The 12,638-nt window shown below is 59.4% G+C and carries 12 protein-coding genes; 3 read left to right on the forward strand and 9 right to left on the reverse strand.

Features of this window, described 5'->3' with window-relative positions:
• Positions 1-410: 410 nt before the first annotated feature.
• The 3 genes from ACVWVQ_RS07850 to ACVWVQ_RS07860 all read left to right on the forward strand — a co-directional run bounded on the left by ACVWVQ_RS07850 (position 411) and on the right by ACVWVQ_RS07860 (position 3,107).
• The gene (locus ACVWVQ_RS07850) at positions 411-1,274 is read left to right on the forward strand and encodes an ABC transporter substrate-binding protein (protein WP_457507803.1); all 864 of its coding nucleotides are present in this window, start codon (positions 411-413) and stop codon (positions 1,272-1,274) included.
• Positions 1,271-2,092: an amino acid ABC transporter permease gene (locus ACVWVQ_RS07855; protein ID WP_457507805.1), complete on the forward strand. Its 822-nt coding sequence runs from the start codon at positions 1,271-1,273 to the stop codon at positions 2,090-2,092. The genes ACVWVQ_RS07850 and ACVWVQ_RS07855 overlap by 4 nt, the downstream gene beginning before the upstream one ends.
• 91 nt (positions 2,093-2,183) lie before the next feature.
• Positions 2,184-3,107, forward strand: a complete 924-nt coding sequence (locus ACVWVQ_RS07860) for an NAD(+) kinase (RefSeq protein WP_414355837.1) — start codon at positions 2,184-2,186, stop codon at positions 3,105-3,107.
• A gap of 14 nt (positions 3,108-3,121) precedes the next feature.
• Here the strand turns inward: ACVWVQ_RS07860 and ACVWVQ_RS07865 are convergent, their stop codons facing one another.
• From ACVWVQ_RS07865 to ACVWVQ_RS07905, 9 genes are all read right to left on the reverse strand, one after another.
• Positions 3,122-4,261: a glucose-6-phosphate dehydrogenase assembly protein OpcA gene (locus tag ACVWVQ_RS07865; RefSeq protein WP_457507807.1), complete on the reverse strand. Its 1,140-nt coding sequence runs from the start codon at positions 4,259-4,261 to the stop codon at positions 3,122-3,124.
• Positions 4,262-4,391: 130 nt separating this feature from the next.
• On the reverse strand, positions 4,392-5,990 hold the full coding sequence (locus ACVWVQ_RS07870; RefSeq protein WP_457507809.1) for a glucose-6-phosphate isomerase: 1,599 nt from the start codon (positions 5,988-5,990) through the stop codon (positions 4,392-4,394).
• Between the two features lie 46 nt (positions 5,991-6,036).
• Positions 6,037-6,543 (reverse strand): 2-amino-4-hydroxy-6-hydroxymethyldihydropteridine diphosphokinase, encoded by a 507-nt coding sequence (gene folK, locus ACVWVQ_RS07875; RefSeq protein ID WP_414355834.1) that lies wholly within the window; start codon positions 6,541-6,543, stop codon positions 6,037-6,039.
• Positions 6,540-6,923, reverse strand: coding sequence for a dihydroneopterin aldolase (gene folB / locus ACVWVQ_RS07880; protein WP_414355833.1), 384 nt, complete (start codon positions 6,921-6,923; stop codon positions 6,540-6,542). Before folB ends, folK begins: the two co-directional genes overlap by 4 nt.
• On the reverse strand, positions 6,910-7,812 hold the full coding sequence (gene folP, locus ACVWVQ_RS07885; RefSeq protein ID WP_457507811.1) for a dihydropteroate synthase: 903 nt from the start codon (positions 7,810-7,812) through the stop codon (positions 6,910-6,912). The genes folB and folP overlap by 14 nt, the downstream gene beginning before the upstream one ends.
• Before the next feature lie 516 nt (positions 7,813-8,328).
• Positions 8,329-9,420, reverse strand: coding sequence for a redox-regulated ATPase YchF (gene ychF, locus ACVWVQ_RS07890; RefSeq protein ID WP_457507813.1), 1,092 nt, complete (start codon positions 9,418-9,420; stop codon positions 8,329-8,331).
• Positions 9,421-9,690: 270 nt separating this feature from the next.
• Positions 9,691-11,085 (reverse strand): 23S rRNA (uracil(1939)-C(5))-methyltransferase RlmD, encoded by a 1,395-nt coding sequence (gene rlmD / locus ACVWVQ_RS07895; RefSeq protein WP_457507815.1) that lies wholly within the window; start codon positions 11,083-11,085, stop codon positions 9,691-9,693.
• A 152-nt stretch (positions 11,086-11,237) separates the two neighbouring features.
• On the reverse strand, positions 11,238-12,425 hold the full coding sequence (locus ACVWVQ_RS07900) for a GNAT family N-acetyltransferase (protein ID WP_457507817.1): 1,188 nt from the start codon (positions 12,423-12,425) through the stop codon (positions 11,238-11,240).
• Positions 12,410-12,598 carry a DDE transposase family protein gene (locus ACVWVQ_RS07905; RefSeq protein ID WP_457507819.1) on the reverse strand — a complete coding sequence of 63 codons (189 nt, stop codon included), beginning with the start codon at positions 12,596-12,598 and terminating at the stop codon, positions 12,410-12,412. Before ACVWVQ_RS07905 ends, ACVWVQ_RS07900 begins: the two co-directional genes overlap by 16 nt.
• Between the last annotated feature and the right edge of the window lie 40 nt (positions 12,599-12,638).

Below are 12,638 nucleotides of genomic sequence, written 5' to 3' on the forward strand. Positions count from 1 at the left end.
TCTTCCAAAAAGATATTGACATCCTCTCCGCCCAATTGCTAAGGGGGATCCATTGGGTCGAGCCAAATGTTTTCTGCTACCCAGAACGTCGATTCTCCGTTGCCCACAGAGGGATACGGATTGCCCCCCCGGGCAACACAGCACGAGTCTTGATCGCAAGTCTCAGGGGATGCCTTTCTGGAGGAGATATTTCAATCTCAATTGGAATTCATAAGCTCAATCCTGAGACAGTTGATTTGCCTTTTTTAGAGCATGTTTGGAGAATTGCGACCCGCTCGCCCCAGTCGGGAATAGCCACCCAAAGCGGCAGTGTCAGGTGATACTACCTTGCAACGGGAATTGTGACAGCCTTGGATAGCTTGGATGGATTCCAATGGGTTTGCCCTTCACCTTCATCTGAGGTTTTGCCGATGTCTGTTTCTCGACGCCGATCCCTACAAGCCCTTTGCTTGACCCTGGCCGGATGCTGGGCTCTAGGCACACACCAGGGATCCCTGCTGGCCCAAGGTAGCGATTTGTTGGCTCAAGTTCAAGAGCGGGGGGTACTCCGGGTTTCCACCGACTCCAATTACCGGCCTCAGAGCTACCTCAATCCCGACGGCAGTTGGGAAGGATTTGACGTGGATGTGGCGCGCGAGATCGCCAAGCGCTTGGGGGTAGAGGCTGAGTTTCTGGATATCAACTTTGATGTCATCACCGCCGGATCTTGGAATGGCCGCTGGGATGTCAATGTCGGGTCGATGACCGTGACTGCCGAGCGCCAGAAAGCTCTGCTGTTTACCATTCCCTACTACTACACCCCCGCCAGCTTCGTGGTCCACCAAGCCTCGACCTTGACCGATATCGCCGCCTTGGAAGGAAAGCGAGTCGGGGTGGGCACCGCCACCACCTATCAAGCCTACCTGGAGGGCAACCTCACTCTGGAAGGAGAGACCATCCAAGTTCCGGCCCCGCGGGTGGACATTCGCATCTACGACACCGATAGCCTGGCTCTGCAGGATTTGGCACTGGGGGATGGCACCCGCCTGGATGCAGTCTTGACAGCTTTGCCGACGGCTGAAAACGCCATTCGGGAAGGGCTGCCCCTGAAAACTCTGGGGGATCCGGTCTACTATGAAGCCTTGGCTGTGGCCTTGGATCGCTCCAGCCCTGCCCCTTCCGAGAGCTTGCAAGCCAAAATTAACGAAATCTTAGAATCCATGCATGCGGACGGCACGCTAACAGCCCTCTCGAAGCGGTATTACGGCATTGATCTGACGAAAAAAGCTGAGTGAGCAAAGACTCTATCCCACTGGAGCAGCCCATTTACCCACCGCCCCGGATTCGAAAAGGGATCCCGTTCCCGGTGGCCCAGGGGTTGTGGTTGGTTTTGTGGCTGCTGTTGTTGGTGTTCACCTTCAGCGGGGTACAGTTGGAGTTGGCCGGGATCCCCATCCGTACCTTGCGTCTCAACGGCAACTTTGTGCGAGAGTGGTGGTGGTTTATCTCGCAAGGGGTGGGCACTACTTTTCAACTGTCCTTGGTCTCCATCCTCTGTGCCACCACCTTGGCCTTTTTGTCGGCAGTGGCGGGCCTCTCCCAGATTGCCCCTCTGAGCAGCCTCTCCGCTCTGTATGTCTCGCTGATGCGGGGCACACCTCTATTCCTGCAGTTTTTGTTTATCTACCAGGCTTTGCCGCAACTGGGTCTGGTGTTCGGCTCGTTCACTTCGGCAGTGCTGGCCTTGAGCCTGAACTATGGCGCCTACATGAGCGAGATCTTCCGGGCCGGGATCCAAGCCATTCCCGTCGGGCAGCGGGAAGCTGCCTATGCCCTAGGGCTTAAGCCCTGGCAAACCCTGTGGTGCATCATTTTGCCGCAAGCTTTTCGAATTGTCTTACCGGACATTGGCAACCAATTCATCGCCATGCAGAAAGACACTGCCCTGGCCAGTGCCATTGCTTTGCAGGAGTTGATGGGCCGGGCTCGACAGGCAGGTTTGCCGCGCCAGCACTTCTTCGAGGCTTTGGTGGTGGCAGCGCTGTGGTACTGGCTGCTGACGTTAATCTTGTCATTTTTCCAGGGACGCTTGGAACGGTACCTGGCCCGCTAGAGGAGCGCAGAAATTGGGGAATGGATCACCTGGCCAGCAGAAGGGCCTGCAGAACTGATAGAGTTTTGGCACCTCTGCCTTCCCATTGCCCATGACCAAGCCCAAAGCTGGGATCCTCTACAACGACGCCAAACCCGCCGCCAAACGCAGCAGCGAAACCCTAGCCCGCTGGTTTCAGGAGCAGGGCTGGGAAGTCTGTGTGGCCCCCAACTGGGGCGGTATCCTCGGCTATGCCAAGCCCGACAGCCCCATCTGCCTGACCAGAGTAGATAGCCTGGCCCCGGCTGGATTTGATCAAACCATGAAGTTTGCAGTGGTGTTGGGGGGAGATGGCACCGTCTTGGCAGCAGCGCGGCAACTGGCCCCCAAAGGGATCCCCCTGTTGGCGGTGAACACGGGCCACCTGGGCTTTCTGACGGAGACCTACCTTTCTCATCTAGAGGAGGCAGCCAGCGCCGCCATTGCCGGGGAATACACCCTGGATCGCCGCAGCATGTTGCTGGTGCAAGCCTACCGAGGGCAGGAATTGCGCTGGGAGGTCTTGAGCTTAAACGAGATGGTGCTGCACCGCGAGCCTTTGACCAGCATGTGCCATTTCGAGATCACCATCGGGGATCACTCACCTCTGGATGTGGCTGCCGACGGAGTGATTTTGGCTACTCCCACCGGCTCGACGGCTTATGCCCTCTCGGCGGGTGGGCCGGTGATCACACCGGGGGTGCCGGTTTTGCAGTTGATCCCCATCTGCCCCCATTCCATGGCCTCGCGGGCCTTGGTCTTTCCCGATTCGGAGGAGGTGTGGATTAGCCCCGTTACCCCTCAGCCGCTGGTTTTGGTGGTGGATGGGAATGCCGGCTGCTATATCATGCCGGAAGACCAGATTCGGGTGGTACGTGCCCCCTATTGGACGGATTTGATGCGCCTGCGCCGACCGGAATTTTTCCGCGTTATGCGCGAGAAATTGGGGTGGGGACTGCCCCATGCTTCCAAGCCCACGTCGGTGGAGCTGCCTTGAAACAGAAGCGGATCTCAGCTTTTGCCCAGCTTCAGCATCTGATCCACCACCCCTAGGGTTTCTTCGTAGAGGTAGTCGGGGCCAAGCCGCTGCAACTCGGCAGCCAGCAGGGTGTCGAGGGAATCCTGCTCCAGGGGAGCCACCTGGCGAACCACGCACCTCTGAGCGCCCCCCATGGCTTCCATGCGCATACACCCTGTGGTTTCGGAGCACAGCACGGTACAGGCGTCGGCTTCCTGGTTGCTGGAGGTGAGGCGCAGCCCGATGAGATCCCCCGGCTGGCTGATTTCCGAGGCCAAGGGCACAGCCGCCAGTTCTGCCATCACCTCGCCGCCCCTTTGGGTTTGCAAGCGGATACGGTCGATCTGGTAATCGTGCTCCTGAGCCTGAACCCGCTCTGTGGGAGTCCACCCCAGGCGACTGGCCAGCCAGCCCAGGAAGAGGAACGCCTGGCAGGGATTGCCGGCTTTGTAGTCGAGGTTCACACGATCCACAAGGTAGAGGGACTCTCGCCGGTCGGGAGGGTCGAAGGCTTGGGCGGTGAGTTCCTGCCAGGGCAGCAGCCGCCGCCAGTTGAGATCCCCGCAGTGGCGCCCCTCACCCACCAAGAGGTGGATTTCTTGCAGATCTTCTTCTGGATTGACAAAGCCCCGCGAATCGACGATGACCCGGTTGCTCAGGGCCACCAATTTTTGAAACAGCAAGCTGTTCAGATCCAGATCCCCCTGCCACCACAAAAAGGTGGGCAAGTTGGGGATCAGCAGAGAGGCAACGGTGCTGCAGGCCCGCACAAAGGCCGATTCGGGCGCTTTCAGGGTGATGTATTCGCAACAGACCAACGAGCTGCGCTGCTCACGGGTCACCGGACAGTAGGCGGCCACCTGGGCCTCGATGGCGTCGTCTGCAGATCCCTCTCGTTTGGCGCGCAGGTCAATGACGCGACAGGGGTTCTGGGTGGCGATGGCTTCGACGGTGGGGGAAGGCAGCAACAGCGCATCGTCCAGAGATTCGTACACCACCAGGGTAAAGGTGGCAGCGCGGGCGGCAACGCTCTCTCCTTTGGAAGACCAGATCTTGTTCAGCTCCTGCTCAATATCTTCGATGGAGACATCTTTCGGGGTTTGTAGGGGCAGGACGGCAGCAGATTGATCCATAGTCTCCTCCTGGAGTGGACTCTTGCTCGATTCTAGGCAGGGGGGTCGGCTGGCTGGGGAGGGCTTAAGGCCAGGTACAGATTGGCCAACTCAAGCCTGCTCTCCGCACTTGCTCCAGGAAACTCGAGGCTCAAGCAGGCCGAGGCTGGATGTTCAGCTCCAAGGGGCGGGCGGGATCCCCTGTCAAGAGCACTCCGCGGCCATTGGCGTGCAAGTGCCGCACAATCCAGTACAGGGTTTCTATGCGCTCCGGGCAGCCCAGTTTCTCTGCCAGTTGGGGCAAAGTCAGGGATCCCTGCTGCTCCTGCACCGTCTCTAGCAATCGCCGTTGCAGCTCCAAGACAGCGCTGGCGGCTTTTTTGCCTGCTTCCACCCCCGGTTGATGGTAAGCGTTGATCTGGATTAGGGAGGCGTAGAGGCCCACGGCTCGCTCGTAGAGGGCAATCAAGGCCCCCACCGAGCGGGCATCCACCCGTGGCAGCGTTACGGTAATGGAGTCGCGACCGTTTTCGTAGAGGGCCTGGCGGGTGCCCTGCAGCAGGCCGTTCAGGTAGTCGCCACTGGTCACCTGCGGCTCCACGAAGGGGGAAGGGATCCCAGGCTCCCGATCCTGAAGCACCTCGATGAAGGTGACAAAGAAGTTGTTCAAGCCATCCCGCAACTGCTGGACGTAGGCATGTTGGTCGGTGGTGCCCTTGTTGCCGTAAACGGCGATGCCCTGCTCCACACGGTTGCCGTTTAGATCGTGGGATTTGCCCAGGGATTCCATCACCAACTGTTGTAAGTAACGGCTAAACAGCAGCAGGCGATCCTTGTAGGGCAAAACCACCATGTCCTTGCGCCCTTGCCCTTGACCGACGATGTACCAGGCCATGGCCAGCAGAGCGGCGGGATTGCGCTCCAGGTGGGGCAGGCGGGTGGCCTCATCCATGGTGGCGGCCCCGGCCAGCAAAGCCCGGATATCAATGCCCTGCAACGCTGCCGGCAACAGGCCCACCGGGGACGTTTCGGAGGTGCGCCCCCCCACCCAGTCGAAGATGGGGAAGACCTCCAACCACCCCTCCTGCCGCGCCTGCTGCTCCAATTGGCTGCCGGGGCCGGTGATGGCCACCGCATGGGCAGAAAAAGGGATCCCGGCTTTTTGGTAGGCCAGCTTCACCTCCACCAAGCCATTGCGGGGCTCCGGGGTGCCGCCGGATTTGGAGGTGGTGATCACCAGCGTTTGCCCCAGTTTGTTGGCCAGCCGTCCCAGCACCCGATCGAACCCGTCGGGATCCGTATTGTCGATGAAGTGGATGTTCAGGGGGGGGTGCAGCGGAGCCAGGGCCTCCGCCACAAATTGCGGCCCCAGAGCTGAGCCGCCAATGCCGATGCAGAGCAGCTCGGTGAACCGTCCCCCCCCGCTGGCCGGGATGGTTCCGCGATGGATCTTTTCGGCAAAGGTTTCCACTCGCTCAATGGAATCCTGAATGGCCTGCCGGATTTCAGGGGTGGGAGCCAGCTCGGGCGCCCGCAGCCAATAGTGGCCCACTTGGCGGCCTTCGTCGGGGTTGGCAATGGCTCCTGCCTCCAAAGCCTGCATATTGGCAAAAGCCTGGGCAAAGCGAGGCCGTAGCGCTTCCACCTGAGGGGGAGTGAAACGGATGCGGCTGATATCGACGAAAATCTCCAGGCCGGGATGGTAGTAAAGCCAATCGCAGTAGCGCTGCCAGAGTTGGAGGCTGTCCATGGGATCCCTTTTGCCGAAATCCCTAACCAGCTTACCAAACTCTTTCTTACTCCCAGCCGAGGGTTGTGCGCTCCAGCCAGGACTGATCCAAACTGATGAGTGCCTCTTTGACCCCCACACCGGTCTCAGGGTGACGCCAGTCGGGAGCGATCTCCCCCAAGGGAGCTAAGACAAAAGCACGTTCCATCATGCGGGGGTGGGGCAACGTCAGCTCAGGGCTGTTCAGGATGCGGCTGCCCATGGCCAGCAGATCCAAATCCAGGGTTCTGGCCTCCCAGCGGATGCGCCGCACCCGTCCTGCCTCCTGCTCGATGGCCAGCAGCGCCCCGAGCAACTCCAGGGGAGACCGGTAGGGGGGAAAGGGATCCAAGGCCACCACTGCGTTAAGGTAGTCAGGCTGTCCGGGTGGCCCCCCTTGGGCTGGGCTGCGGTAGAGACTGGAACAGGCCACCACCTCTCCCAACCGGCGCAACTTCTGCACAGCCAAGCGCAACTGCTGCAGCGGATCCCCCAGGTTGCTTCCCAGGGCAACATAGGCCAGGTCACGATTCATGAGGCTTCCGCCCTGCTTACGGCTCGCCGGCGGTCGACCTCGACGTAAACATCCTCGAACAGCCCCGGCAGGGGAGCATGGGGCTTGTGAACCCGCACAGTTAGGGCCTCCAGTTGGGGATAGCTCTGCCACAGCCGCTCTGCGATCTGATCCGCCAAGGTCTCGACCAAGCGGTAGCGTTGGCCGGTCACCTCCTGCCGCACCCTCTCGTACACCTGGGCGTAGTCCACCGTGCGCGAGAGGTCATCTTGGATCTCGGCTAGGGAAAGCCGCATCTCCACGTCCACCACAAAACGCCCACCCAAAACCGCTTCCTCCGGGCAGTGGCCGTGATAGGCATGAAAGACGAGGCCCTGCAGCACCAGCCTACCCTGCGTCATGGTGCAGAGCTTCCCAAGTGGCAAGGGCGGAAACATGAGCCGGCACGTTGTGAACCCGTACCAGGGCAGCCCCCCGGCTGGCTGCAAACAGGTGGACGGCCACGCTGGCGCTGTCTCGCTGATTAGGTACGGCAATGCCGGAAAGCTTACCCACAAAACTTTTGCGGGAGGCCCCCACCAAGACCGGGTAGCCGTAGGCCACCAGCCGCGGTAGGGCTTTAAGCAGGACTACATTCTGCTCAGCAGTTTTGGCAAAGCCCAAGCCCGGATCCAAAACAACGCTGGGCACGCCCGCCGCCAGAGCCCGCTCCGCCTGTTCCCTGAGGAAACCGAAAACCTCCCCCTCCAGGTCAGCATAGTCGGTCTGCTGCTGCATGGTGCGCGGCTCTCCCCGCATGTGCATGATCACCGCCGGCACCCCCGCCTCGGCACAGACCTGTATCATTTGGGGATCCCGCAGCCCGGTTACGTCGTTCACCAAGTGGGCGCCGGCAGCCAAAGCCGCCGCTGCCACCTCCGGCTTGCGGGTGTCGATGCTGATGGGGATCCCGGATCCCTGCAAAGCTCGAATTACCGGCAAAACCCGGTCGCATTCCACTTCTACCGGCACCGGATCTGCCCCTGGGCGGGTGGACTCGCCGCCAACATCCACCATCAAGGCCCCTGCCGCCGCCATGGCCTCGGCTGCCTGCACGGCTGCTTCTGGGGATCCCCACAGGCCGCCATCGCTAAAGCTGTCGGGTGTTACGTTGAGCACCCCCATCACCGCAACCCCGCGCCACGAGAGGCGATAGCCTTCCGCCGCCTTTTCGGCCCTGGGCAGGGGACGCCGAGAGGTCAAGCTGGTAACACTTCTAACCTTCAGAAGATGATCCTGCGCAAAGAGCATGCTGGTTTGTGCTGCTGGGGCAAGGAAAGAGTCTCCCGCAGCTCAGGATACTATGGCCCAAGCCCCACGCATGGCTGAAATCCAGTGAAATGCTTCGGCGTCTCCGGCTTGCAGAATGCAACCTGGGGAAGAGCCTCCGCCAACTCAGACGCTGGGGTTGGCCTGAGTCGGCAGAGGAACTCATCCCACTCTAGAACATGATGTCGTCTTCCGAACGACCCCAAATACACCAAATGATAGAGGCAAAGATCGCCATGTAAACCCAGGCCATCGGGCCGTATTGCAGCAGATCCATCAATACATCCCTAAAACATTTGTTTATCTAGTCCAATTATTGTGATGTTTCGTTACAGCGTCAACCGTTTTCTTAGGAAAAGGCCCCCTCTCAGACCCAGCCGGAGCTGCGCTGGGATCCCTTGTCCAGGGCGGGTTAAGTCTTTTTGCCTAAAGACAGGGAGCAAGTCTTCAGTTTCTGAGAAAACCCAGCTTGCCTGAGAGATGCAGGAGGATAGGGAACTAGACATTGAAGCGGAAGTGCATCACGTCCCCTTCCTGGACGACGTAGTCTTTGCCTTCGCTGCGCAGCAGGCCCTTTTCTTTGGCGGCATTCAGGGATCCCGCCGCCACCAGATCGGCATAGGCCACCGTCTCGGCCCGGATGAAGCCCCGCTCAAAATCGGAGTGGATCACCCCGGCTGCCTGAGGAGCTGTAGCTCCGACGGGGATCGTCCAAGCGCGGGTTTCTTTGGGGCCAGAGGTAAAGTAGGTGCGCAAGCCCAACAGCTCGTAGGTGGCTCGGATGAGAGATTTCAGCCCGCCCTCTTTTACCCCTAACGAATCCAGATAGGCCTGTCGCTCGTCGGGGGGCAGCTCCACCAGTTCCGCCTCCACCTGGGCTGAGACCACCACCACACCTGCCCCTTCCGCCTCGGCAAATTGCCGCACCTGCTCCACCCAGGCATTGCCGCTGGCCAGATCCGTTTCCGCCACATTGGCGGCGTAGATGACTCTTTTGCGGGTGAGCAGCCCCAACCCTTTGATCAACTGCTCTTCTTCTGGGCTGAGGGGTACCAGGCGAGCCGGCTTGCCCTCGTCCAAGGCAGCCTGTAATTGTTCCAGAGCCTGCAACTCCAGTTGGGCGGTTTTGTCGGACTTTGCCTGCTTGCGCACCCGCTCTATGCGCCGCTCGATCTGGGCCAAATCCGCCAAGGCTAGCTCCAAGTTGATCACCCCGATATCCCGCAAGGGATCCACCGATCCGGCCACATGCACAATGTTCTCGTCCTGGAAGCAGCGCACCACATGCACCACGGCGTCCACCTGGCGAATGTGGGAGAGAAACTGGTTGCCCAGACCCTCCCCCTTGCTGGCTCCAGCCACCAGCCCGGCAATATCCACAAACTCGATTTGGCTGGGGATGATCTCGGCAGAACCGCTGATCTTGGCCAGCACCTGCAAGCGCTCGTCGGGCACCGCCACCCGCCCCACATTCGGCTCAATGGTGCAGAAGGGAAAGTTGGCCGCCTCGGCTTTGGCATTTTCACAGAGGGCGTTGAACAAGGTAGATTTGCCTACGTTGGGCAGGCCGACAATTCCAGCTCTCAACATCCAGATCTTGGGGAAAAAGCCAAAAACCAGGGTAACGGGATCCCTTGCTAGGCCGGAAGATCCCTACTCTGACGTTAGCATTTGCGGCCCCTCGACGGTGCGCTTTCCCAACCGGTGAATCCGCTCCCAAGCGCTCCGCGCCGCCAACGCGACCACCCCTGGCCCCTCTCTCAAGGGAAGAAAGGAAATAGGCGAAACGACTGTATCTTTTGCTCCGCTGCACAGTGCTGGGCGACTGAGGTCTTGCCAAGGTGCGTGATCCTTTCCAATTCAAACTCGCTCCAGAAAGGCCACCCCCTCCACGTGCCCGGTTTGGGGAAAGAAGTCAGCCGCCCGCCATTGGGTGAGGCGATAGGAGCCCTCTGCCAATAAGACCTGTAAGTCTCGCGCCAAAGTGGCAGGGTGACAGCTAATGTAAACGATGCGCGGTGGTCGCCGCAGCTTTAAGGTCTCGAGCACTTGGCGGTCGCAGCCGCGCCGCGGCGGATCCAGCACCACAATGTCGGCAGGGGGCAGGGTCGGCAAAACCTGTTCCACCGTGCCCTGGAAAAATTGGGCTGAGGCGATACCGTTGAACTGGGCATTGTAGCGGGCTTGGGCCACCGCTTCCGGCAAAGCTTCCACCCCCACCACCCGTTTCGCCCGTTGCGCCAGCAGCAAGGTTAAGGTGCCGATGCCACAGTAGGCATCCAGGATGGTTTCCTCTCCCCGCAGGTTCAGTTGGTCGGCTATCCAGGTAAAAAAGGCTTCTGCTTGCTCTGTGTTGACCTGGAAGAAAGAGGTGCTGTCGATCCAGAGGGAAAAACCGGCAAATTCCTCCCGCAAAGACCCCCGACCGGCAATCACCTCAGTCTCCGGGCCGAAGATGGCATTGGTGCGGGCCGAGTTGAGATTGAGACAGACCCCCACCAGGTCAGGGTAGCGCTGCATCCAGCGTTCGGCCCAGCTTTCCAGATGGGGCAGGCGACGACTGCAACTGACCAAGGTCAGGAGCACCTCGCGGGTACGGCGACCGATGCGCAAACCCAAGTGGCGGAGATGACCTTGGTGACGACTTTCGTCGTAGACACTCCAGCCCGTTTCTTGAAGATCGCGCTTGATTTCCCTCAGGAACACATCCAGCCGCTCGTCTTGCACGGGGCATTGGTTGAGGTTCACCAGGCGGTGGCTGCCCCGTTGGTAGTAGCCCATGCGCAAGGGCTGGCCCTCCGGTTTGGTTATGGGGTAGGTGACCTTGTTGCGATAGCGCAGCGGCTGCTGGGATCCCAAAATGGGGACAGGCTCCGGCAGAGCAAGACCGCCAATCCGCTCCAGTGCATCCCTGAGGATTTGCTGCTTGGTGGCCAATTGCTGGGCATAGCTGACATGTTGCCATTGGCAGCCACCACATTTGTCCGCCACAATGCAGGCTGGTCGCACCCGTTGGGGAGAGGGAGAAACCAGCGACCGAATTCGCCCGACCAAGTAGTTGCGCTTGATCTCGGTTATTTGGGCCACCACCTGATCCCCGGGCACCGCCTGGGACACAAACACCACTCGCCCTTGTCCAAGTCCTGCCGTGTGGGCAATGCCATCTCCTTGGGGGGTCAGGGCCGTGATCTCCAACATCAAAAGATCCCCAGGTTTGACGGGATCAGGAAGGACGGAAGGGATCGGATGTTCCATTAAGCCGTTTCGCCGAAATTCGAAGTAACTACAACCATAGGTCAGGTCTGTGTTGGCTGGAGTCAGCATTGCCGGAAAAAGCTGTAGCAAGGCAAAAAGCATGTCAGCCGCCAACTGCTTACGGGATTGAAAACCCCATCCAATGAAGTGGTTCACTCCTTGGTCAAAGCAGATAGAGAAGGCAAAACATCTTCTCGAAAAGGAACCTCGTTTTGATTCACGTTCTCCAGCTCGGCCAACATGAGAGGGTTAACCCGGTTTAGGTAGGGCACCAAAACCTGTTGTAGCCTTCGGCTGTAGAAGCGGTGGTAGCTGTACACAGGCGTGGCCGGAAATCCCCGTCGAATCTTATGGGATCCCCCTGCGCCGGGATCAAAGTTGCGGATCCCTTCTCGGATGGCGAGGGCAATCGGCTCGTAGTAGCAAACGTTAAAGTGCAAAAACTTCACCTCCTCCCGACAACCCCAGTAGCGCCCGAAGAGGCGATCTCCCTTACGAATACAAAAAGACATCCCCACAATTTCTGCATCCCGCTCCCCGGCCACCAGCACAACTCGCTCCCGATAGTTGGGATAGAGAGACTCGAAAAAGCGGCGATTGAGATATTTGCTCCAGTTCCAAAATTGGGCGCAGGTGTTGCTGTAAAAGTCGTACATGAGAGACAACAGGCGGGGCGTGATCTCCTCTCCTGTGTAAATCTTGAGTTCTAGGCCGCTTTTTTCCATTGCAGCCCGCTCTCGCTTGATGTTGCGCCGCTGGTTGGCATTGAACTGGCTCAAAAAGTCTTCGTAAGAGCGGTAGCCGGGGTTGTGCCACTGGTAGTTGTGGGTGATCCGGGGCGTAAATCCATCCGACTCCAATTGAGTCCGCCAGTCCAGATCTACATAAAGCAAGCTAAACACCGAAATATCCTTCTCTTGGCAAAACCGGTCAATGGCTGCCAGCATCAACGACCACACCTCTGCTTCCGAATACTCGGGATGGACGAGGATGCGATAGCCCGTAGCCGGAGTGAAGGGGGCCATGCCGATTAACTTCGGGTAGTAGCGTTCCCCCAATTGGCCGGCAACTGCAGCCCATTCTTGGTCAAAGACAAACTCCCCTTGACTGTGGCTTTTCAAATACAAGGGGGCAGCAGCAATCAACTGGCCGTCCGCCTCCACCAACAAGTGACAGGGCAGCCACCCCGTCTTGCGGCTGGCACAACCTGAGCTTTCTAGGCTGTGCAACCATTCGTATTCCAAAAAAGGAGAGGTGCGCTCCGTTTGCAAGGCGTGCCAGGCCCCTGCTGGGATCTCGCGAATATCGTGGCACCAGCGCCATTTCAACCCGGTTGACATTTGCCTGCTCGGATCAGACCAACCCGCCGCCCAATCGCCTCAGCTTGGCCGGGAAAAGGCCCCCAATGCTCTTGCCGACTCAAGAGGAGATCCCCCGCCGCCAAATGCAGCACCTGGCAGGATCCCTGCGCCTGCTTGATCACGTACCACCCTGAAACGGGGTCGGAAACCACGCTGCTGCTCCTTTGCCCGTCCACAACTTCTCCGGCGGAA

The organism is Thermostichus sp. MS-CIW-36, assembly GCF_054059035.1.

Coding starts and splice junctions, on each gene's coding strand:
- folB (WP_414355833.1), bottom strand. CDS start 6,923: ATGACGCAGGGTAGGCTGGTGCTGCAGGGCCTCGTCTTTCATGCCTAT.
- folK (WP_414355834.1), bottom strand. CDS start 6,543: ATGAATCGTGACCTGGCCTATGTTGCCCTGGGAAGCAACCTGGGGGAT.
- ACVWVQ_RS07865 (WP_457507807.1), bottom strand. CDS start 4,261: ATGGATCAATCTGCTGCCGTCCTGCCCCTACAAACCCCGAAAGATGTC.
- rlmD (WP_457507815.1), bottom strand. CDS start 11,085: ATGGAACATCCGATCCCTTCCGTCCTTCCTGATCCCGTCAAACCTGGG.
- ACVWVQ_RS07860 (WP_414355837.1), top strand. CDS start 2,184: ATGACCAAGCCCAAAGCTGGGATCCTCTACAACGACGCCAAACCCGCC.
- ACVWVQ_RS07900 (WP_457507817.1), bottom strand. CDS start 12,425: ATGTCAACCGGGTTGAAATGGCGCTGGTGCCACGATATTCGCGAGATC.
- ACVWVQ_RS07870 (WP_457507809.1), bottom strand. CDS start 5,990: ATGGACAGCCTCCAACTCTGGCAGCGCTACTGCGATTGGCTTTACTAC.
- folP (WP_457507811.1), bottom strand. CDS start 7,812: ATGCTCTTTGCGCAGGATCATCTTCTGAAGGTTAGAAGTGTTACCAGC.
- ACVWVQ_RS07850 (WP_457507803.1), top strand. CDS start 411: ATGTCTGTTTCTCGACGCCGATCCCTACAAGCCCTTTGCTTGACCCTG.
- ychF (WP_457507813.1), bottom strand. CDS start 9,420: ATGTTGAGAGCTGGAATTGTCGGCCTGCCCAACGTAGGCAAATCTACC.